The following is a 20,892-nucleotide window of genomic DNA, read 5'->3' on the forward strand; positions in this document are numbered from 1 at the left end:
CGTACGCAGAAGGGAGATCCACCTCATGCGCAGCTCCGAGACCGCCACCCTGTACGCCACCCCCGTCGACGCACTGGGAATCCCATTGTCCGAGCGGACCGCTCCGCACCTCGAACTCTGGCTCATCGACCGGGTGGCCCTCCACCTGGACCGGGCGCCGGAGGATATCGACCCGCACACGCCGCTCGCCGACTACGGCATGGACTCGGTAGCGGCGATCAGCATCTGCGGCGAGATCGAGCAGCGCTATCTGCTGGCGGTCTCCCCGACCATCGCCTTCGACTACCCCACGGTGCACGCGCTCGCCACCCACCTCACCGAGCAGCTGAACGGGGCGCACGCCGCCAGCGCCGGAGGAGCCGCATGACCGAGCCTGAACCGATCGCTGTCGTCGGGCTCGACTGCCGCTTCCCCGGCGCCCGCGACCCCAAGGAGTACTGGGAACTCCTCATGGACGGCAGGGACGGTACCGGCCCCGTCCCCGAGCAGCGCTGGGACGCGGCCCGGTACCACGCCCCGCCCCAGGACCCCGCGGCCGGTCCGTCCCCGGCCGGGACGCCCGGCCGCAGCAACACCCTGCGCGGCGGCTTCATCGACGACCCCGACGCCTTCGACCCGGGCTTCTTCGGGATCTCTCCGCGCGAGGCCGCCGCCATGGACCCGCAGCAGCGGCTGCTGCTTCAGTGCTCCTGGCGCGCGATCGAGGACGCGGCCGTCGCCCCGCAGGACCTGGCCGGCACCCCGACCGGGGTGTTCGTCGGGGTGATGGCCAACGAGTGGGCCTTCTTGCAACTGGCCGACTACGACGGCATCACCGCGGGCCACGGCTCCGGCAACGGCTACTTCATGGGCGCCAACCGGGTCTCGTACCACCTCGACCTCAAGGGCCCCAGCCTGGCCGTGGACACCGCCTGCTCCTCCTCGCTCGTCGCCGTCCATCTGGCCATCGGCGCCCTGCGCGCGGGCGAATGCGGCTACGCCCTGGCGGGCGGCACCAACCTGATCATGACCCCGGTCATCAACATCTTCTACACCCAGGCGGGCCTGTCGGCGCCCGACGGACGGTGCAAGCCGTTCAGCGCCTCCGCCGACGGCATCGGCCGCGCCGAAGGCGTCGCCGTACTCGTCCTGCGCCGCCTCGCCGACGCCCTCGCCGACCGGCAGCCCGTATACGCCGTGCTCAACGGCAGTGGAGTCGGCCAGGACGGGCGCAGCAACGGCATCACCGCACCCAACCGCTGGGCCCAGCAGGAACTCGTAGCGAGCGTATGGCGGTCCGCCGGGGTCACCGCCGACGACATCGGCTTCGTCGAGGGACACGGCACGGGCACCCTCCTCGGCGACATGATCGAGACGCAGGCCCTCGGCCATCTGACGGGCGACCGGCCCCGGGGCACCATCGCGCTCGGCTCGGTCAAGAGCAACTTCGGGCACGCGGAGGGCGCGGCCGGTATCGCCGGACTCATCAAGGCGGTCCTCGCGCTGCACCACAAGACGGTGCCGCCGAGCAGGTTCGCCGAGGACGAGAACCCGAAGCTGAGGCTGGCCGAGCGCCGGATGTCGCTGCTCAGGTCCCCGCGGCGACTGCCCTCCGGCACCGTGCACGCCGCCGTCAGCAGCTTCGGCATGGGCGGCACCAACGCCCACGTGGTGCTGTCCTCCGCGCCCCGCACGGTCCGCAAGGCCAAAGCCGGGGCGCCGGGCGTGTTCACCGTCTCCGCACGCTCACCGGAGCTGCTGCGCCGCAACCTCCTGGCGCAGGCCGACGCGCTGGCCCGGCAGCCCGCCGACCGCCTCACCCAGCTGTGCTGGACCAGCAACCGGGTCAAGTCCCGGCTGCCGCACCGCGCTTCGGTCGCCGCCAAGGACCTGCCCGAGCTGGTGGCGGGGCTGCGCGAGGCGGCGGAGCGTACCGAAGGGCCGGGGGTGGCGCGTACCGCCCCCGTGGTGGCCTTCGCCTTCACCGGGCAGGGCGCGCAGCACCCGCGCATGGCCGCCTCCTGGTACGCCACCTCGCCCGTCTACGCCCGGCTGTTCGACGAGATCGACAAGCTGCTCTCCGCCCACCTGGGGCTGTCCGTACGCGACGCTGTGCTCGACGGCGACGAGCGCGTGGACAGTACGGACCTGGCGCAGCCCGCGCTGTTCGCGCTGGAGTACGCGATGGCGGGCACGCTCATCGAAGCCGGGATCAAACCCTCCCTCGTCATCGGGCACAGCATCGGCGAGTTCGCCGCCGCGTGCGTGGCGGGAGCCCTCGATCCGGCCTCCGCCGCCCGGCTCGTCGCACGGCGCGGCGCCCTGATGCGAGCGCTGCCCGACGGCGGCGGCATGGCCTCCGTCCCGCTGGCCGCCGACGAGGTGCGCGCGCTGCTGGCGGACCGGCCGCTGCTCGGCATCGCCGCGATCAACGGCCCCGACGCCACAGCCGTCTCCGGTGACCTCGCCCAACTGGAGGAGTTGCGGGCCGAGCTGGCGGACCGGGGCGTGACCCTGCGCCCGCTCACCGTCTCGCACGCCTTCCATTCGCCGCTGATGCGGCCCGTCGTCGAGGAGTTCCGCCGTGCGGCGGCGGACGTGCCGGTGCGCGGCATCAGCACGCCCGTCTTCTCCACCCGGCACGGCCGGCGGCTGGCCGACGACGAGCTGATGGACGCGGACTACTGGGCCGAGCAGATCACCGCGCCCGTGCGCTTCGCGGACGCCGCGGAGGAGCTGTTCAGCGCCGGTGCGACGCACATTGTGGAGATCGGCCCGCGCGGCACCCTCACCCCCTTGCTCGCCCGGCTCAGGCCGTCGTCGAGCAAGGCGAGCTGCCACACGGCGCACCCGGGGAACCGCGCGGGACCACTCCGCCCGTACGAGTTGCTGGGCGAGCTGTGGTGCGCCGGTCTCGCCCCGGACTGGGACGCCCTCTACGGCGAAGCCGACCGGGTCCCCAGGCGCCTGCCGCCCTACGTGTTCGACGACTCGTTCCGCGCCTGGTGCTCCGGGTCCGCCCAGCAACCGGCCGTGCCCGCTTCCCGCGCCGAGGGCGCGGCGGCCGCGGGAGCACCGCGCACCGGCGGCGGCGACGCCCTCCAGCCGCCCGGCGGTGGCGAACCGGCCGACCCGTTCGCCGTGCTGACACGCCGCCTGGTGTGCCAGGTCGGCGGACAGGAACCGTCCCAGGTGCACGATGCCTCCCGGCTGCACGAGGACCTGGGCTTCGACTCGATCCGAGTGATGGAGCTCAAGACCCGCATCGAGAACGAGCTGCCGGAGCTCGGCAGCCTCCCCGTCGAAGAGCTGCTCGCCAGCCTGGAGACCGTCGGCGACCTCGGCCGGTATCTGCGCGACCGCGCCTCGGCGCTGGTACCGGCCTTCGCGATGAAAGGACCTGCCGCATGACCCTCCCTACCGTGCATCTGGCCTCGGTCGGCACCTGCCTGCCCGGCGAACCGGTGGACAACGCGACCTTGTCCAAGCTCGTCGGCGTCGATGAGCAGTGGGCCGAGATGTTCATCGGCAACACCAGCCGCTATTTCGCCGTCGATCTCGCGACCGGGCAGGCCCGGTTCTCCCTCGCCGACATCGCCGCCACCGCCGCCGACCGCGCGCTGTCGGAAGCGGCCCTTGAGCCCGCCGACATCGACTGCGTCGTCATGGGCACGGCCACTCCCGACCAGCTGATGCCGGCCACCGTCAACCTGGTGGCCGACCGGCTCGGCATCGACAACGTCCCCACCTACCAGCTCCAGTCCGGCTGTTCCGGAGCGGTCCAGGCCCTGGACGTGGCCCGCAGTCTGCTGCTCGCCGGGCGCTGCGGGACGGTGCTGGTCATCGGCGGCGACGTGTGCACCAAGCACCTGGAGACCAACCTCGACACCAGCGACGTCACCTCCGCCGAACTCGTCAACTACGTGCTGTTCGGCGACGGGGCCGGCGCGGCGGTGCTCAGCAACGAGTCCTTCGGCCACGGCATCGAGGTCCCCCAGGTCCTCAACCGGCTGGTGGGCATGGGGAAGAAACCAGGCCAGGTCATCGACTGGTTCGGCCTCCGCGACCGGTACAGCGACAAGCCCGCGCTGTCCGAGGACTACAAGGCCATCGAGCAGGCGGTGCCGGTCCTCGCCCAGCAGATGTTCTGGGAACTGCTTGAGGACCTGGGCTGGACCGCCGACCAGGTGGACTACCTGCTCCCGCCCCAGCTCTCCGGCCGGATGAGCGACCGCATCGGCGCCGCCATGCCGGTCCCGGAAGCCCAGCAGATCCACGTGGTGCGCACGGTCGGCAACAACGGCAACGCCCTGCCGTTCCTCCAGCTCGCCGAGCTCCTGGAGCGGTGGGAGGGGCCGGGGCGCGCGATCGCCGTCGCCGTGGAGTCCAGCAAGTGGATCAAGTCCGGTATCGCCCTGGAGCGCCGATGACCACGACCGAGCACAGCACCCCGACCACCCCGCCCAGGGAGGCCGGGGCCACCCACGCCCCCGACGCCGTTGAGCTCGGCGGCTGGCAGGACCCCGGAGCCCTGCGCGAACTGCGCGCCGCGTACGCCGCGGGCCGCCTGGAGGAGCGGTACGGCTCCGTCCGTACGCTGCTGGCCCGAGTGCCCGACGGCGACCTGCCGGCCGCGGGACAGCTGCTGTCCCGCCTGGACCGCGACGCGATCCGCAGCGCCCACCCCGAGGTGCCCGTCGTCACCACGGCCATCACCGGACAGTCCACCGTCGCCCCGCTCGTCGCGCCCCTCACCGCCGAGCTCGCCCGGCACGGCCTGCTGCTCGACCCGGTGGTCTCGACCTACGGCTCGTACCTGCGCGACCTGCTGGAACCCCTCCCCACCCCGACCGACCGGCCGCCACTGACCCTGTGCCTCCTCGACGCCCACACGGTCTTCGAGGAGGTGCCCGCGCCCTGGCGGGTGGAAGACGTCGAAACCGCCGCCCGGGACCGGCTCGCCCTCATCGGCCAGGCCGTCCGCGCCCACCAGAACAACGAGGGTGGAGCCCTGGTACTCAACACCGTGCCGCTGCTGCGGCGGTACACCCACCAGCTCATCGACCTGCACTCGCGCTCCCGGCTGGGCGCGGTGTGGCGCGAGTTCAACACCGGGCTGCTGTCACTCGCCGGGCAGTACCCGCAGGTGACCACCATCGACCTCGACCCGCTGCTGAGCGAGGGCGTCCCCGCGTACGAGCCGCGCACCGGCCTCTACGCCAAGGCCAGGCTCGCCGACGGGCTGCTCGCCTGCTACGCCCGCGAGGTCGGCCACCTCGTCCGCAACCGGCTGGGCCGGACCCGCAAATGCCTGGTACTCGACCTCGACGGCACGCTGTGGGGCGGAGTCCTCGGTGAGAAGGGCCCCGACGGCATCGAGGTCGGCGGCGGTCTGCGCGGGGAGGCCTACGTCGAGTTCCAGCGCGTCCTCCAGCAACTCGCCTCCCAGGGCGTACTGCTCGCGGTGAGCAGCAAGAACGATCCGCGCGACGTCCAGGACACGCTGCGCGATCACCCCGCGATGGTGCTGCGCGAGACGGACTTCGTCACCGTCAACGCCAACTGGTCGGCCAAGCACGACAACCTGCGCGACATCGCCGAGCGCGTCAACCTCGGCCTGGACAGCTTCGTGTTCGTCGACGACAGCCTCTTCGAGTGCGGCCTGGTCAGGGAGCAACTGCCCGAGGTCGCCGTGGTCCGTGTCGACGAGGAACCCGCCCTGCACCCGTCGGCGCTGCTCACCGACGGCTGGTTCGACCTGCCCGAACTCACCGAGGAGGACCGCCGGCGCGCGGGGCTCTACCGCACCGAGGCACAGCGGCACGGTTTCCGCGAGGACGCGGGCTCCTACACCGAGTATCTGCACGGCCTCGGCATTGAGGTCACCCTGCGGCCGCCGGACGAGGCCGAGCTGCCGCGCGTCGCGCAACTGACCCTGCGCACCAACCAGTTCCACCTCGCCACCCAGCGGCTCCAAACGGAGGAGGTGCGGGAGTGGGGCGAACGCCCGGGCCACAGCGTGCTGGCGGTCCGCGCCCACGACAGGTTCGGTGACCACGGCCTGGTCGGTGCCCTGTTCCTGCGCCGGGACGGTGACGAACTGCTCATCGAGAACTTCGTGCTCAGCTGCCGGGTCTTCTCCCGTGGCATCGAGAGCGCGTGCCTGAACGCGGTGCTCGAACACGCCCGTACCACCGGCGCCCGATGCGCCGTCGGACGCTACCGGCCGGCGGCCAGGAACGCCGCCTTCGCCGGTTTCTACGTACGGCACGGCTTCAACGCGGCGGAACTGGGCGCGGGAGAAGGCTTCGACGTACTCCACCGGCACGATCTGCGCACCATCGAGCGCGCCCCCGCCCACCTGCGGCTGGACAGCTCCTTCGGGAACGGGCCGCAAGCCTCCCCGGAGACAGACCGCAGCCACCCCGCTGAGACGGAGCGGCACCCCGCTGAGACAGAGCTGGACTCCCCGGAGACAGAGCGGAAAGGAAACCGCGCATGAGCACCGTGACCCTGGACACCACCGACTTCCTCCAACTGCTCGCGGACGAGCTGGGCTTCCCCCTGGAGCCCGGCGACCTCGACCGGCCCCTGGACGACTTCCCCAGCTGGGACTCGGTGCACCTGCTGCGCCTGATCACCGTCGTGGAGAGCATCACGGGGCGGCGGGTTCCGGTGGCCGACCTACTGGAAGCGACCACTTTCCGGCAGATACACCAGGTGGCGGTGCGGGGATGATGACGACTGCCCACGACATCCCGCTGCCGGAGTTGCGCCGGTTCGCGCTGCCGCACGCCACCGCCCAGAACATCCCCGGCGAACAGACCCGCCGGCTCATGCGACGCCTCCGCGACGCCCACGGCGACGGCCCCGGCAGCTGGACGCACGAGTGGTCCTCGCTCGCCGCGGCGGCTGAGGCGCGCGGCCGCGACCTGCACGCCGCCCGCTACTACACCATGGCCCGCTTCCCCTACCCGGACGACCAGGCCAGGGCCGACGCCCAGGGCGCCGCCGTGGCCGCCTTCGACCGGTGGCGCTCACGCGCCGGCGGCATCGAGCGGCTGGAAACCCAGCTCGACGGCAGCACCTTCGCCTGCTGGGCAGCCGGTCTCTCCGCGGCGCGCAGGCTGCCGCTCCTGATCGTCATGGGCGGCATCTTCAGCACCAAGGAACAGTGGGCCCCGCTGCTCGCCGAAGCGCGCCGCTATGAGACCGCGGTCGTGGTCACCGAGATGCCCGGAGTCGGCGAGAACACCCTCACCTACGGAACGGACAGCCCTCGGATGCTCTCCCACCTCCTCGACCTCGTCGACCGGGTCGCCGACACCTCCCGCACCTGCGTCATCGGCCTCAGCTTCAGCGGGCACATGGCGCTGCGCCGCGCGCTGGAGGACGAGCGCATCAAGGGCCTGGCCACGGTCGGGGCACCCGTGCGCGACTTCTTCAGCCGCACCGTCGGCGGCCCGGCGCTGCCGGACATCGCCGCCCACACCCTGGCCCGCCTCACCAAAATCCCGACGGCCAGGCTGCCAGAAGCGCTCGGCCAGTGGGGCCTGGCCGACCACCAGCTCACCCGGACGCGGATTCCCCTCGCGTATGTCACCAGCCGGGCCGACGAGATCGTCCCCTACTCGGAAGTGGGTCTGCTGGAGCGGACCGTGCCGGATCTGCGGCTGGTGGAGAACGACGTGGCGCACGGATCGACCGACCACGTGAACGAGACGCGGCTGTGGGTCCTCTCGCAGGCCCTGCGGATGATCGGGGTCGCGAGCGGAGTACGGCGCGTCGCGGCGGCCACCGCCCGTGCCCTGCGGATGGGTCGCGCCGACGCTCGCGTGGCGGAGGGAAGCCGCCGGTGAACACCACCCCGGACACCACGACACCGGTGGCCGCCGGCCTCACCCGGACACCCCGCGGGGACGCCGCCCTCCGGCTGTTCTGCTTCCACCACGCGGGCGGCGGCGCCTCGTTCTTCGCCGGATGGCCCGACCAGGTCGCGTCGGGCGTCGATGTCCTGCCGGTGCAGCTGCCAGGCCGTGAGTCCCGCTATGGCGAACCCCGCTTCCACGATGTCGGGACGCTGGCTGAGGCCCTCGACCGGGACCTCGACCCCTGGCTGGAGGGTCCGTACGCCTTCTACGGGCACAGCATGGGAGCCCTGGTGGCGTCCGCGCTGGTGGCCGCCAGGGTCCGCGGTGGCCGTCGGCCACCACTGGTCCTGTACGTCGGCGCCTACGGCGCACCGCACCTCGCGCCGCCGCTGCCGCCGCCCGACCAGTACTCCGACGAGGACCTCGCCCGCTTCCTGGTGGACATCGGCGGCCTGAACCCGCGGTTCCTCGGCCAGGACGAGTGGCTGCGCGCGCTGCTGCCGACCGTCCGGGACGATCTGCGGATCTGTGCCAGCCATCAGCGGGCGGGTCTGCCGGACCCGAGCGGCAGTCAGGCCCGACTGCCGCTCGACGTCCAGGCGTTCGCGGGCGCGCACGACGAGCTGGTGCCCCACTCGGCGGTACGGGCCTGGGAGTGCTACGCGTCGCGCTTCCGTATGACCACGGTGCCCGGCGGCCACTTCTTCCCGAGGGAGGAGCCCGGACCGTTCTTCCGCGAACTCAACAGCTCACTGCGCACGCTCATCGCGGAGCGGCGGCACTGAACGCCGTACCGCCGCTCGCTGTACTGCCGTAGTGCCGTACGTGCGTGCCGCCGTGCGCTCGACCGCCCGTACGCCCCGCCCCAAGCCCGTGCTCAGCCGGGGCGGATGACGCGGGGCACCTGGGCCATCCGCCCCGCGATCTCCTCGGCGTTCTTCTCGTAGCGCGCCCGCTGCTCCTGGATACCGGGCATGACCCATACCGGGCGTTCTGAGCTCTCCGCGAAGGTCAGCCCCTCGGTGTCGGGCCGCACCCCGGTGAGGGACAGCGCGAACGGTTCGAGGTAGTCGATCTCGTTGCGGGAGGTGAGGCGGAACGGGCGGTCGTGGCCGGGGTAGATGACGTCGGCCTGCTCGACGACGCGTTCGATGCTGCGCGTGGCCTGGTCGGCGTCCCAGAAGACGAGAGGGTTGCGCCGGGTCTGCGCGACGTACGCGAAGTGCAGTGCGTCGCCGGTGATCGCGGCTCGCCCCTCCGGGGTGTCCACCAGAATCCCGATGCTGCCGGGGGAGTGCCCGGGCAGGCCGATGACGGAGACGCCGGGGATGATCTCCTGACCGTCCTCGACCTCGCGGATGGGCAGCTGTTCCAGGATCAGCCCGGTCCAGGACGGGGTGGCCCAGTCGTTGGAGTGGGGTGTGTGGGCGTACCTCCGCTCGTCGGCGTGGATCAGCAGGGTGGCCTGCGGGAACAGGTCGATGTTCTGCACGTGGTCCCAGTGGGCGTGCGTGAGCACCACGGTGTCGATGTCGTGGGCGGTGAGTCCCCGCGCGGCGAGGGCGTTCCACAGGAAGGGCCGCCGCCCGACGTGGGCCGCGTCCACGAGGATGTGCCGGAGGCGCCCGCCGGCGTCCCGGCCGCGGATCAGGAACACACCGCAGAACGCGGGGTATCCCTGGTCGGTGTCGATGGCGAAGCCGGGCAGGAGGATTTCGATCGTCGCCATGGATCTCCCTGGTCGGTGTCTGCGTCGATGGACAGGGTTCAGGTGGTCAGGTGTTCAGGCGTCAGGAGCCAGCTGTCAGCTGTCAGCCGTCTCCTGCGCCGTGCGGGGGGATGCGGTGTCATTCGGTGTCATTCGGTGTCATTCGGTGTCATTCGCGTCAGGCGGTGTCATTCGGCGTGACGAAGGGCGCCGCGGAGGGCTTCGAGGCTACGAGGGTTCACGAGGGTGGACAGGTCGCCGGGCGGCGCGCCGGTGACGAGATTGCGGATCAGCCGCCGCATCACCTTGCCGTTGCGGGTCTTGGGCAGTTCGGGGACGGCGATCACACGGCTCGGCCGGAAGCTGTGTCCCAGGGCGTCCGCCACCTGGTCGCTGATCTGCGCCGTGCCGTAGCCCCCCAGCGCGTGGTGGGAGGTCACCACGAAGCACCAGAGCGTTTCGCCCTTGAGGCGGTGCGGCACGCCGATGGCAGCCGCCTCGGTGACGGCCGGATGCGTGAGCACGACATCTTCGACCTCGGCCGGTCCGAGCCGTTTGCCCGCCACCTTGATGACGTCGTCCAGCCGACCGTGCAGGAACCACTCGTCGCCGACGCGTGAGGCGAGGTCGCCGTGCGCCCACAGGTCCTTGTGCCGGTGGAAGTAGGTCCGCGCGAACCGTCCCGGTGCCCGCCACAGCCCCTGTGTCATGCCGGGCCAGGAGTGCCGGACGACCAGTTCGCCGAGTGTTCCGTCGGGCACCGCTTCGCCCGAGTCGTCCACGATGTCGGCGTCGATGCCGAGGCAGGGGCCGGAGAAGCCGCACGGCGACTGGGGCAGCGTCGGGGAGGAGGCCAGCAGCGATCCGCCGACCTCCGTACCGCCGCTGATGTTGATGACAGGACAGCGGGCGCCACCGAACTCGGCGAAGTACCAGTGCCAGGCCTCCTCGGTCCATGGTTCCCCGGTGGAGCCGAGGACGCGTAGCCGAGAGGGGGCCGCCGTGACCGGCAGGTCGCGCGCCATCAGGGTCCTGGACAGGCTGGGGGAGCTGCCGAAGACCGTCACCCGGTGCTCGTCGAGCAGCCGCCACAGACGGCCGTGGTCCGGGTGGTCGATCGCGCCGTCGTACGTCAGGACGCAGGCTCCGGCGAGCGTGCAGCCGATGGCGACCAGCGGGAACATCACCCAGCCGGGGTCGGTGACCCAGAAGGCCACATCGTCGGGCCGTGCGTCGAAGTTGTAGCGGACTTCCGAGCCCACCTGGAGGGGGAACCCGCCGTGCGTGTGGATGGCGCCCTTGGGACGGCCGGTGGTGCCCGAGGTGTGCAGCAGAAGGAAGGGAGCGCTGCTGGGCAGCGGCACGGTCTTGGCCCGCTCCGCCGTCGCCAGCCACTTCCACGGTGTGGTCACCGGCCGGGACGAGCCCGGTTCGTCCACGTGGCCGTCCACCTGGTCGTCGGTCCCCACCACGACCAGGTGGTGCACGGAGGGTGCTTTGTCCACAGCGGTACGGGCGATGGTCTCCATGGTGTGGTGTTTGCCGCGCCGTGTGGTGGCGTGCGCCGTGACCAGCACGCGCGCCTCGGCGTCGACCAGGCGTACGGCGAGCGCCCCCGGGCCGAAGCCGGAGAACATGGGGACCAGGACGGCTCCGATCCGGGCGCAGGCGAAGAGCAGCGCGAACGCCTCGGGGCCCGGCGGCAGATAGGCCGCCACCCGGTCCCCGGCCTCGACGTTCAGGCTCCGCAGCCCGCTGGCGACGCGGGCGCTGAGATCGGCCAGCTCGGCGTAGCTGAGCCGGCCGCTGGCCCCGTCCTCGCGTTCCCAGCGCAGCGCGAGCGCGCCGCCGCGGCCTTGGCGCAGGTGGCGCTCCAGGCACGAGTCCACGAGGTTGGTGCGCCCGCCGGAGAACCAGCGCGTCGCCGCGATTCCGGCGCGGTCGTCGCGGACCCGGCGGGGCGGGACGTGCCAGGTGATGCCGATGTCCCGGGCGGCCTGGGACCAGAACCACTCCGGATCGGCGATGGACCGGCGCTGGAGCTCACGGTAGCCGCGGATGTCGTGGGCGCGGCAGAACGCGGCGACGTTGCTGTGCTGAAGGAGATCGGGCGTCGGGTGCCACGCGTAGCCGCCCATCAGATGTCCATCGGGTTCTCGATCAGGGACGCGATGCCCTGGCCGCCGCCGATGCACAGGGCGACCACCGCGTATCGCTGCCCGGTGCGGCGCAGCTCGTACGCGGCCTTCAGCAGCAGGATCGTGCCGGTGGCGCCGATGGGATGGCCGAGCGCGATCGCGCCCCCGTTGGGGTTGACGCGTTCCGGGTCGAGCTTGACGTCGTCGACGACGGCGAGCACTTGTGCGGCGAAGGCCTCGTTGAGTTCGACCACCGCGATGTCGCCGACGGTGAGACCGGTCCGTTCCAGCAGTTTCCCGATCGCCCCGGCGGGGGCGAAGCCCATGATCTCCGGTTCGAGTGCGGTGATGACCGTGTCCCGCAGCCAGCACAGCGGTGGGCCGGCGGAACCCAGGTCGGCGCCGCGCGCCATGACCACCGCGGCGCCACCGTCGTTGATGCCTGCCGAGTTGCCCGCGGTGATCGTGCCGGTCTCGTCGAAGGCGGGGGCGAGGGACGCGAGCTTCTGCACCGTCGTGCCGGGGCGGGGGTGCTCATCCCGCTCGACCGGCCCGTCCGGAGTGTCCACCGCGACGATCTGGTCCGTGAACCGTCCTTGCGTGAGCGCGACGGCGGCCCGGCGCTGGCTCTCCGCGGCCCACTGGTCCTGGCGCTCCCGGGAGATGCCGAAGCGGCTGGCCACGCGCTCGCCCGTGATGCCCATCGAGTAGCCGCCGAAGGGGTCGGTGACCAGTGAGATGGTGCCGTCGATCCGGCCGTCTGCGCCCACTTCGTCGGCGGCCCGCTCGCTGTAGTCGAGCAGCGGCTGACGGGTCATCGACTCATTGCCCCCGGCCACCACGAGGTCGGCGTGCCCGACCGCGAGTGTCTGCGCCGCGGTCCTGACCGCCTCCAGGCCCGAGCCGCACAGCCGGTTGACGTTGTGGGCGCGGACCTGGACGGGCAGTCCGGCGACCAGAGCCGCGCGCCGGGCATTGAACGCGTCGGGGCCGACCTGCCCCACACATCCGAGAACGACCTCGTCGATGGCGTGCGGCCGGACCGCCGCACGCGCGACCGCTTCCCGGATGGCCAGCGCGCCCAGCTGGTGGGCGGGGACGGAGCGCAGTGCGCCGTTGAACCGCCCGATGGGCGTACGGGCCCCCTGGATGATCGCGATGTCGGGGAGCATCAGACCGAACTCCTTTCTTCAGGTAGGGAGGGAGGCGACGTGCCAGGGGGAGGGAGGTCCGAGGCCGCCCGTCGCAGGGCGACGGCGTCCCGGTCCGGCCGGATCAGCAGCAACGACAGGAGCCCGCCCGCGATGAGCAGCCCGCCGGCGAGGTCGAAGGCCCGGGTGTACCCCACCGCCTCGCTCGGCGCGGCGTCGATGATCCGGCCGGTGACGTACGGGGCGAGCAGGCTGGAGAGTGCGGCGAGCGCGTACGACAGGCTCAAGGCGGCGCTTCGCCGCCCGGGCGGGCAGATGTCCGCGATCGCCGAATTGGTCAGCGGTGTCTGCCCGTTGCCCGCGGAGAACGCGATGACCAGCAGCGGCAGCATCAGCGCGACCGGTCCGACGCGGGTCGCCAGCAGCATGCAGACACCCGCCAGGAGCGGGAGCGTGGCCCCCACCAGGCCCTGGGCGACCCGGGCGCTGGCGCCGCGCCGGAGCAACCGCTGTGCGATGGTCCCCGCGGTGATGACGATGACGGCCATGGACAGCGCGGGCAGGCCGACGATGCCGCCCACCGCCGTGTCGCTGAATCCGGCCTGCTCCTCCAGATACAACGGCAGCCAGGCGAAGGCCATGGCCAAGGTCCACATCACGGTGAACGTGGAACACGTGGCGCCCAGCCAGGTGCCGGTGGCGGTGATGCGCCACCACGCGACGTCACCCTCGGCCGCCTTCGGCCCGTTGCCCGCCGTGCCGTCCGCAGCCATGTCGACGGCGCCGACGCGTGCGGCGTAGGGGCCGCTGCCGCCGCCGAGCCGCAGCCAGATGACCACCCACAGGATTCCGACGGCACCGAGCAGGCCGAACGCGGCACGCCAGCCGAGGGTGTTGCTGACCAGGATGACCAGCGGGGCGGCCACCACCGTGCCGCACGCCGCGCCTGCCAGTACCACCGCGGCGGGCAGGGACCGTTCCTTGTCCGGAAACCAGGTGAAGGCGGTGTAGTTGGCGAGCGGGAGTCCCGGCCCCTCGCCCGCGCCGAGAGCCACCCGGGTGGCGACGAGCGCGCCGAATCCCGCCGCCGGAACCAGGATCGACAGCTGCGCCGCCGCCCAGACCAGGGCGAGCACGGCGAGCAGCGGCCGGGCGCGTATCCGGTCGCCGAGAAAGCCGACGGCGACGGCCGACACGCTGAACAGCAGGTAGAAGCTGCTGGCGATGGTCCCGAACTCGGTGGCGGTGAGATCGAGATCCTCCTTGATCGGGCCGGCGGTGAGGCCGAGCACGGCCTTGTCGGCGGCGTTGATCACGATGAAGAGGGCCAGGATGACCAGGATGGTGCGGGCGCGCCGGCGCACGGCGTCGGCTGACGCGTCCGGTGGCAGTTCGCTGTGTCGTACGCCTGTCAGGCGGCGTCGTTCGCTTCCCATCACGCGGCCAGTCGCTCGTCCAGCCAGTCGAAGACCTGTTGATGGAAGTGGAGCGCCGCCCCTTCCTGGCAGTGCTCACCGCAGCCGTGCGCCTCGGGAAACACCAGCAGTTCCTTCTCGCAGCGCAGCGCGGTGTGGACGCGCTGGGCCTGGCCGCGGAAGACGGTGTCGTTCTCGGCTTCCAGCACCAGGGTTGGGCAGGTGATCCGGTCGGCGATGCCGTCGAGGTGGTACGGGGCGCAGGCGCGCAGCGCCTCGGCCGCGGACTCGGCGCCGAAGACCCACATGCCGTGCCGTACAAACCAACGCGCCTGCGTGTCGTCGGCCATCCGGGCCCGCAGCACGGGTTCCGCCACGTCATCACGGCCCTCGGCGACCCATTCGGCCAGGAACGGGGGCACGCCCGTCAGCGGGACCTGGTAGAAATCGAAGATCCCGTTGTGCAGGACGCAGGCGGCGAAGCGGTGCTCGAAGGCCGCGGCGCGGGCGGCGAGAGCGCCACCGAGGCTGGTGCCGAGCAGCACCAGACGCCCGGCGTCGACCTCGGGCAGCGTCAGCGCGTGGTCCACCACCGGCGTGACCACCTTCTCCCAGTCAGGACGGAAGACCAGCCCCTGGTCACGCCGTACGGACTGCTGTCCCGGCCCCTCGAAGGCGAGTACGTGGTAGCCACGGCGCAGCGCGCCCGCCCCCGCCATGAAGTACAGCTCCTCCAGGGTGGAGTCGTAGCCACCGTGGTGGATCACGGTGGGGCGGGGCTCGCCCGACGCGTCGGCGAGGAAGAGATATCCCGGCAACTCGGTGTCCTCGTACGGGATGCGCTGGGGTCGCGCCGGAGGGTCGAACAGCGTGGCCGCCGTGGCGAACGTCTGCCGTGACAGCCAGGCGAGCCGGGCCGACTCCTCGTCCTCGTCCCGTTCCAGGACGCGGAAGAAGTCGGCGCTGCGGTAGTAGTTCGAGGCGCGCAACAAGGCGTCGCGCGCGCTCACCGGGTGGCCGGCGGCGAGTGAGTCGACCCCGGCCCGGTGTATCCGCTCGGCGCTGGCCGCCCATTCGCGGTACCACGCCGCCTCATCGCCGGCGGGGATGTTGCGGCAGGTGACCAGCACCTCCCCGAGATCGGCGCCGCCGTACGCGGCGTGGCCCGCTGTCCGCAGCGCCTGAAACGAGAATGCCTTGTCGTCGAACAGGAACCTCATCGCGGCCGCCTCTCGCCCGGAACGGAACGGGCCCGTTCCGACCCTCGTCGGTAGTTAACACCCGGGCCATAATGGAACGCAACCGTTCCGTTCCCTGCTAATGTTGGATCATGACCTCGACCAGTGACACCGATCTCGGCCGCGCGCCCGCCGGCGCCGCTCTGCTCCGGGACTCGGTGACCGAGACCATCAGGCGGGCGGCGTTCGAGGAACTGGCGGGCGCGGGATACACGCGCATGTCGATGGAGTCCGTCACCCGGCGCGCGGGCGTCGGAAAGGCCGCCCTGTACCGCCGCTGGCCCTCCAAGGAGGCCATGGTCGTCAGCCTGGTATCGGAGGCCGCCCGTGAACATCTCCCCACCACGACCGACTCCGGGTCACTGCGCGGCGACGTCGAGCGGTTCATCAGGGAGACCATGACGGCTCTCCGGCATCCGCTCGTCGGCAGGATCATCCCCGACCTGGTGGCCGAGTCGGCCCGCAACAGCGCGCTGAGCGCGGCGCTGCACCAGACGGTCCTGACGCCCCGGCGCAGCGCGGTCGCCACCCTGCTGCGCCGGGCGATCGAGCGCGGCGAGCTGCCGCCCGACATCGACGCCAGCCTCGCCATTGACATCTTCGGCGCGCCGCTGTACTTCCGGGTGCTCGCCGTCGGCGGGCCGACCGACGACGCCTACGTCACCCGCTTGAGCAACGCCGTCACGGCCGCGCTGGTCGCCAGCCGCTGAGCACGCGAGCCGCCGGGTCACGCCCTCGGCGGAGCGGCAGGGCGGCTCACCCGGCCTGCCGTGCCATCGCCGGGTCAGCAGGTGCGGGTCAGCAGGTGTGGTCGAGCGCGTCGGCGGCGGCGCGCACCGATTCGGCCCAGGACCTGCCCTGCGCCACGGTCGGTTCGAGGGCGTCCAGGACGCGGGCGCAGGCGTCGGCGGTGGGACGGCGTGCGCCCACGTGGACGGCCTGGCGCAGGGCGACGGCGAGGGAGCCGTGCAGGAGACGCAGCGACCGGGACTGCCGGAGCGCGGAGAACGCGGCCTGCGTGCTGAACGGGACGATGTCCTGGTTGTGGTAGTTGGTGGGAACGCTCTGCATGGAGGCGGGGGTGGCGGCGCGGCGAGCGGCGACGGCGAGGGAGGTCGCGGCGAGCTGGACGCCCTGGACGCCGTGGTCGCGGCCGGGGTCCTTGGCCAGGACGGGGTTGAGGCCGCCGTTGCGCCGGGGATCGATCAGCAGGTCGAGCTGGCGCTCGGCGAGGTTGGCCAGTTGTGCGGCGGTGATGGACATCAGGTCGGCCGCGAAGGCGACCTGCTGACCGAAGAAGTTGCCGCCGTGCGCGATGACGTCGCGCTCCGGGAAGAAGAGGGGGTTGTCGCTGATGCCGTTGAGGTCGTCGGTGACGACCTGGCGGGCATGGCGCAAGCTCGTCGCGGCCGCGCCGAGGAGGTGCGGCGCGCAGCGCAGGGTGTAGGGCTCCTGGAGGGCGCGGGTGCCGCTGGGCTCGTGGCCGGCGAGCTGTTTGCGGAGGTCCGCCGCGCGGTCGGCCGTGTCGTCGTGGCCCAGTGCCTCGAAGATCTCGGGGGCGGCGAAGTCGGGGCGGCAGCCGAGGATGTCGGCGAGCAGGGCCGTCAGCGCGGTGCCGACGTTGAGCGAGCGGTTCAGGGCGGCGAGCGCGAGGCCGGCGACGGCGGCGCTGACGGATGTCCCGTTGACCAGGCCGAGCGCGTCCCGGCCGCTGAGCTCCAGCGGACGCAGCCCGGAGTTCGCGAGGGCTTCGGCGGCGGGCATGCGGGTGGTGTGGAAGTACGCCTGACCGCGCCCCTGGAGGGATCTGATGGCGTGTGCCAGCGGTGCGAGGTCACCGCTGGCGCCGACCGAGCCGTACTCGGGCATCGCCGGTGCGAAGGGAGTGGCGAGCATCGCGGTGAGGGCGTCGACGGCGGTGGGAGCCACCCCCGACCGGCCCCGGGCGAGGCTCCACAGGCGGACGAGCATCGCGGCCCTGGCGATCGGGGGATCGAGGTCCTGGCCCTGGCCGACTTCGAGGTGGCTGAGCACGTTCTCGCACTGGTCCGCCTCGTCCTCCCGCCCCGCGTAGCCGACCAGGGGCCCGAAGCCGGTGGTGGTGCCGTAGATGTCGCGGCCTTCGCTGATGCAGATGTGGAGGTAGTCATGGCAGCGTGCGACGGCCGCGCGCGCGGCGTCGTCGAGGCGTACGGTGACGGGCCGCGCGGCTGTTTCGAGGGTCTCGGGGGTCAGCTTCGAGGGGAACAGCAGCTCGGCCGCGGGGTGCCTCAGGTTCGAGGGCATCGGGTTCCTTGGGTGGGATGTCGAGGGGGTGGGGTTTGGGCGGCCACCGTGAGGGGCGGGCGGCAGGGCCGTCGGTGCCGGTCCGGTGGCCGTCGGAACACGGCGGTCAGGACGTGGCGGCCGTGAGCAGGTGGGCCCAGGCCGTGCCCGGTGACGCCGGGCTGTCGCCCGGGTCGGCGCCGATGGCCAGGACCTGATCGGCATCGCCGGTGGCGATGACGCGGGCCGCGGTGGTGTGTGCCGTGGCCAGCAGGTCGCGGATGGCGAGGGTGGTGATGAGCGGACCCGCCAGGCCCCAGACGGCGCTCAGGTGGCCGAGCGCCGTGGAGGGGACGTTCTGGAAGAGCAGCGGTTTGGGCACCGGTCGCTGACCGGCCACCGCGTCGTCGATGGCGGTCTGCGTGACCACGTCGCCCCGCGTGGCCGCCAGGACGAGGGCGGTACGCGGGCCGAGCGCCGGTGGCAGCGGGGGTGCGCCGTAGCGCGCGGTCAGGCACCGTTCGCCGACGGCCACCAGCAGGGGCGCGAAGGCCGAGGTGTCGAAGCGCGGGACCTCCGGCAGACTCGCCGAGGGGTCGTCCGGGGGCGGCCACTGGGCCTGGGTGTGGACTATCAGTTCCATGGCGTCCTCCATGAGGCCCGTCCCGCACTCAGGGCGTTGTGGGCACGGGGGCGGTCGGTTCTACGGCATCGCCAGGAGGAGGGCCGTGCAGACGCCGCCGAAACCGGTGCTGAGGCTCAGCGCGTAGCGGGACTGCGGGGCGCGGCCCGTATCGAGTACGAGGTCGAGGGGGCAGTCCTCGTCGGGGGCGAGGTAGTTGGCGTTGACGGGCAGTTCCTGGTGGCGGAAGGCGAGGGCGCAGACAGCCAGTTCGACCAGGCCGGAGGCTTCCAGGCAGTGACCGTGCAGGGCCTTGGTGGAGCTGACGGGAACCCGCGCGCCGTGCGGGGAGAGCGCGCTCAGGATGGCGGCGGCCTCGCCGGTGTCGAAGGCGGGAGTGGCGGTCGCGTGGGCGTTGACGTAGCCGACCTGATGGCTCTCGATGCCGGCCCGGCGCAGGGCGGTGGCGACGGCGGCGGCGGGACCGCGCCCCTCGGGGTGGGGCCGGCAGACGTGGTGGGCTTCGGCGGCGTTGCCCCAGCCCCGGATGTCCGCCCATGGCCGTGCGGTGCCGGTCCGTTCGAGGACCACGGCGGCGGCGCCGTCGCCCAGTACGGGCCCGTCGCGCCCGGCGCTGAACGGGCGGCAGACGCCCCCCGGGGCGAGAATGCCCGCGCTGTCGAAGGCGGCGAACATGCTCGCGTCGACGAAGCTGGCGCCGGCGACGACGACCCGCGGTTCGGCCTCCGTGCCGATGAGGTGGGTCGCTTCGGAGACGGCGGTGGTGGAGGCCGCGCAGGCGGCGGTATGGACGGTGAGCACCTCGCGCAGACCGCAGGCGTCCGCCAGCGCGGCGGCCAGGCCGGTCGTGTCCGGACCAGCGTGCAGGGCGAGGACGGCAGGGGTGGTGGCCCGGTCGGCGGGTGACAGCCCGGCTTGGTCGCAGGCCTCGTTGATGAGGTGTTCCAGTTCCGCGTACGGATCGGGGGTGCCGGGGAGAGTGGCGGCGTGGTGCGCCCGGTGCCGCGCGGTGTCGAAGCGGGTGACCGGTGTGGTGGCCGGTGTGCCGGACGCCAGGCCCTCCCAGAGCGCCTCGTGGCCGCGGCCGTACGCGGTGAGGACCGACAGGCCGGTGACGCGGGCCATCAGGAGACCGCCACGGGCTGAGGCTCGAACGTGACGGGCAGCGCCGTCAGGCCCGCGGTGACGTGCAGGTGGGTGATGTCACCGGTCGAGCCGCGCTGCCAGGGCAGCGTGTCGAGCGGCTGGGCCGCGGCGATCCCGGGCAGGCGGCGCAGGACCGCGCCGAGGGCCGTGCGGCACAGCCGCACGGCGAGGTGGCTGCCGAGGCAGAAGTGGTGCCCGTGGGCGAAGGTGAGGTCCTGGCCGACGCGCCGGTTCAGGTCGAGGCGGTTGGGGTCGGTGAAACGGTCCGGGTCGCGGTTGGCGAGGGCGATGTGGACGATCATCGCGTCACCCGGTTCGATCCCCACGCCGTGCAACTCGGTCGGCCGGGTCGCGAAGCGCGGCATGGTGGCCGCCAACGGCGAGGTGTAGCGCAGGAGTTCGTCCATGCCCGCGGTCACGAGGTCGTGATCGGCCAGGAGGTCCGGGCGCTGCCAGAGCGCGTACAGGCTGGCGGTGAGGAAGTCGGTGACGGGCTCGTAGGCGGAGACGAGCAGGAGGAAGAGGGTGGAGGTCAGCTGCCCCTCGTCCAGGCCGGTGGCGTCGGCGTGCGCGATCATCTCGCTGACGGCGTCAGGCCCCGGGTGGCCCCGTCTGTACGCGACGAGGTCGTGCATCAGCTCGCTCATGGCCTCCCGCTCGGCGGCGTAGCGCTCGCGCGCCGGTGAGCCGGGCGGATCGAAGAGCGGCGACGGGCCCCAGCGCGGCAGGTCCAGCGCGCGCTGGACGAAGTCGGGCGGGTAGCCCAGCAGTTCGGTGATCGACCTGACGGCGAAGGGGTGGGCGAAGTCGTGGACGAGGTCGGCGTGGCCGTGGTCGGCGATCCCGTCGAGCAGGGCCTCGGCGAGGGGCTCCGCGCGGGCGGCGGCGGTCTGTACGCGCTCGGGTGAGAGAGCCAGCGCGCCCAGGCCGCGCAGCCTCCGGTGCAGGTCCCCGTCGGTGTTGAGCATGCTGCGGATGATGCTGTCGGTGACCTGCGGCCCGGTGAAGCCGAGGTAGCGCTTCCAGCGCTCGCCGCCCTGCACGACCGGCTTGACGAAGGTCGCCTCCGTCACGACGTGGCGCGCGGCGTCGTACCCGGTCACGACCCAGGCCGAGGAGCCGTCGGGCAGGGCTGTGCGCCACACCGGGGGTTCGCCGCGGGTGTCGATGCGCTCGGCCGCAGGGCTGTGGCGCACCCGCACGTCCATGAGAAGCGTCGTGCCTGGACCAGCGATCACCGCGACTCCCCACTTGCTGAACACCTTGCGTTACTCATATACTACCATTAGTAACAAATCGTCGCATGCTCACCCTTTCTACTCCTTCTTCACACTCACC

Annotated in this window: 17 protein-coding genes; 8 read left to right on the forward strand and 9 right to left on the reverse strand. The window is 72.2% G+C overall.

Annotated features, from left to right (window positions below; genetic code table 11):
* Positions 1 to 25 precede the first annotated feature (25 nt).
* From AC5P1B_RS00660 to AC5P1B_RS00690, 7 genes are read left to right on the forward strand one after another with little or no spacing between them, the layout of a single operon-like run.
* Positions 26 to 367 (forward strand): acyl carrier protein, encoded by a 342-nt coding sequence (locus tag AC5P1B_RS00660; protein ID WP_493884128.1) that lies wholly within the window; start codon positions 26 to 28, stop codon positions 365 to 367.
* The gene (locus AC5P1B_RS00665) at positions 364 to 3,390 is read left to right on the forward strand and encodes a type I polyketide synthase (protein WP_493884129.1); all 3,027 of its coding nucleotides are present in this window, start codon (positions 364 to 366) and stop codon (positions 3,388 to 3,390) included. The genes AC5P1B_RS00660 and AC5P1B_RS00665 overlap by 4 nt, the downstream gene beginning before the upstream one ends.
* Positions 3,387 to 4,409 carry a 3-oxoacyl-ACP synthase III family protein gene (locus AC5P1B_RS00670; protein ID WP_493884130.1) on the forward strand — a complete coding sequence of 341 codons (1,023 nt, stop codon included), beginning with the start codon at positions 3,387 to 3,389 and terminating at the stop codon, positions 4,407 to 4,409. Before AC5P1B_RS00665 ends, AC5P1B_RS00670 begins: the two co-directional genes overlap by 4 nt.
* On the forward strand, positions 4,406 to 6,481 hold the full coding sequence (locus tag AC5P1B_RS00675; protein ID WP_493884131.1) for an HAD-IIIC family phosphatase: 2,076 nt from the start codon (positions 4,406 to 4,408) through the stop codon (positions 6,479 to 6,481). Before AC5P1B_RS00670 ends, AC5P1B_RS00675 begins: the two co-directional genes overlap by 4 nt.
* Entirely contained in the window at positions 6,478 to 6,717 is a 240-nt protein-coding gene (locus tag AC5P1B_RS00680) for an acyl carrier protein (RefSeq protein WP_493884132.1), read from the forward strand. The genes AC5P1B_RS00675 and AC5P1B_RS00680 overlap by 4 nt, the downstream gene beginning before the upstream one ends.
* Positions 6,714 to 7,838, forward strand: a complete 1,125-nt coding sequence (locus tag AC5P1B_RS00685; RefSeq protein ID WP_493884133.1) for an alpha/beta hydrolase — start codon at positions 6,714 to 6,716, stop codon at positions 7,836 to 7,838. The genes AC5P1B_RS00680 and AC5P1B_RS00685 overlap by 4 nt, the downstream gene beginning before the upstream one ends.
* The gene (locus tag AC5P1B_RS00690) at positions 7,835 to 8,635 is read left to right on the forward strand and encodes a thioesterase II family protein (RefSeq protein ID WP_493884134.1); all 801 of its coding nucleotides are present in this window, start codon (positions 7,835 to 7,837) and stop codon (positions 8,633 to 8,635) included. The genes AC5P1B_RS00685 and AC5P1B_RS00690 overlap by 4 nt, the downstream gene beginning before the upstream one ends.
* A gap of 92 nt (positions 8,636 to 8,727) precedes the next feature.
* Here the strand turns inward: AC5P1B_RS00690 and AC5P1B_RS00695 are convergent, their stop codons facing one another.
* The 5 genes from AC5P1B_RS00695 to AC5P1B_RS00715 form a co-directional block, all read right to left on the reverse strand.
* A complete protein-coding gene (locus AC5P1B_RS00695; protein ID WP_493884135.1) occupies positions 8,728 to 9,579 on the reverse strand; it encodes an MBL fold metallo-hydrolase in 852 nt (283 codons plus the stop codon).
* 167 nt (positions 9,580 to 9,746) lie between these two features.
* Positions 9,747 to 11,696: an AMP-binding protein gene (locus AC5P1B_RS00700; RefSeq protein WP_493884136.1), complete on the reverse strand. Its 1,950-nt coding sequence runs from the start codon at positions 11,694 to 11,696 to the stop codon at positions 9,747 to 9,749.
* Positions 11,696 to 12,868: a thiolase family protein gene (locus tag AC5P1B_RS00705; RefSeq protein ID WP_493884137.1), complete on the reverse strand. Its 1,173-nt coding sequence runs from the start codon at positions 12,866 to 12,868 to the stop codon at positions 11,696 to 11,698. The genes AC5P1B_RS00700 and AC5P1B_RS00705 overlap by 1 nt, the downstream gene beginning before the upstream one ends.
* Positions 12,868 to 14,283 carry an MFS transporter gene (locus AC5P1B_RS00710; RefSeq protein ID WP_493884138.1) on the reverse strand — a complete coding sequence of 472 codons (1,416 nt, stop codon included), beginning with the start codon at positions 14,281 to 14,283 and terminating at the stop codon, positions 12,868 to 12,870. Before AC5P1B_RS00710 ends, AC5P1B_RS00705 begins: the two co-directional genes overlap by 1 nt.
* Complete coding sequence (locus AC5P1B_RS00715; protein WP_493884139.1) at positions 14,283 to 15,482, reverse strand: alpha/beta hydrolase family protein; 1,200 nt, start codon at positions 15,480 to 15,482, stop codon at positions 14,283 to 14,285. The genes AC5P1B_RS00710 and AC5P1B_RS00715 overlap by 1 nt, the downstream gene beginning before the upstream one ends.
* 110 nt (positions 15,483 to 15,592) lie before the next feature.
* Between AC5P1B_RS00715 and AC5P1B_RS00720 the strand changes: the two genes are divergently transcribed.
* The gene (locus tag AC5P1B_RS00720; RefSeq protein ID WP_493884140.1) at positions 15,593 to 16,210 is read left to right on the forward strand and encodes a TetR/AcrR family transcriptional regulator; all 618 of its coding nucleotides are present in this window, start codon (positions 15,593 to 15,595) and stop codon (positions 16,208 to 16,210) included.
* A gap of 88 nt (positions 16,211 to 16,298) precedes the next feature.
* Here AC5P1B_RS00720 and AC5P1B_RS00725 read toward each other — a convergent pair whose 3' ends face one another.
* The 4 genes from AC5P1B_RS00725 to AC5P1B_RS00740 all read right to left on the reverse strand — a co-directional run bounded on the left by AC5P1B_RS00725 (position 16,299) and on the right by AC5P1B_RS00740 (position 20,792).
* Complete coding sequence (locus AC5P1B_RS00725; protein ID WP_493884141.1) at positions 16,299 to 17,786, reverse strand: aromatic amino acid ammonia-lyase; 1,488 nt, start codon at positions 17,784 to 17,786, stop codon at positions 16,299 to 16,301.
* Between the two features lie 106 nt (positions 17,787 to 17,892).
* Positions 17,893 to 18,408 carry a hypothetical protein gene (locus tag AC5P1B_RS00730; protein WP_493884142.1) on the reverse strand — a complete coding sequence of 172 codons (516 nt, stop codon included), beginning with the start codon at positions 18,406 to 18,408 and terminating at the stop codon, positions 17,893 to 17,895.
* Between the two features lie 60 nt (positions 18,409 to 18,468).
* Positions 18,469 to 19,533, reverse strand: a complete 1,065-nt coding sequence (locus AC5P1B_RS00735; RefSeq protein ID WP_493884143.1) for a beta-ketoacyl-[acyl-carrier-protein] synthase family protein — start codon at positions 19,531 to 19,533, stop codon at positions 18,469 to 18,471.
* Positions 19,533 to 20,792, reverse strand: coding sequence for a cytochrome P450 (locus AC5P1B_RS00740; protein WP_493884144.1), 1,260 nt, complete (start codon positions 20,790 to 20,792; stop codon positions 19,533 to 19,535). The genes AC5P1B_RS00735 and AC5P1B_RS00740 overlap by 1 nt, the downstream gene beginning before the upstream one ends.
* Between the last annotated feature and the right edge of the window lie 100 nt (positions 20,793 to 20,892).

This window comes from Streptomyces sp. A01, assembly GCF_059026195.1.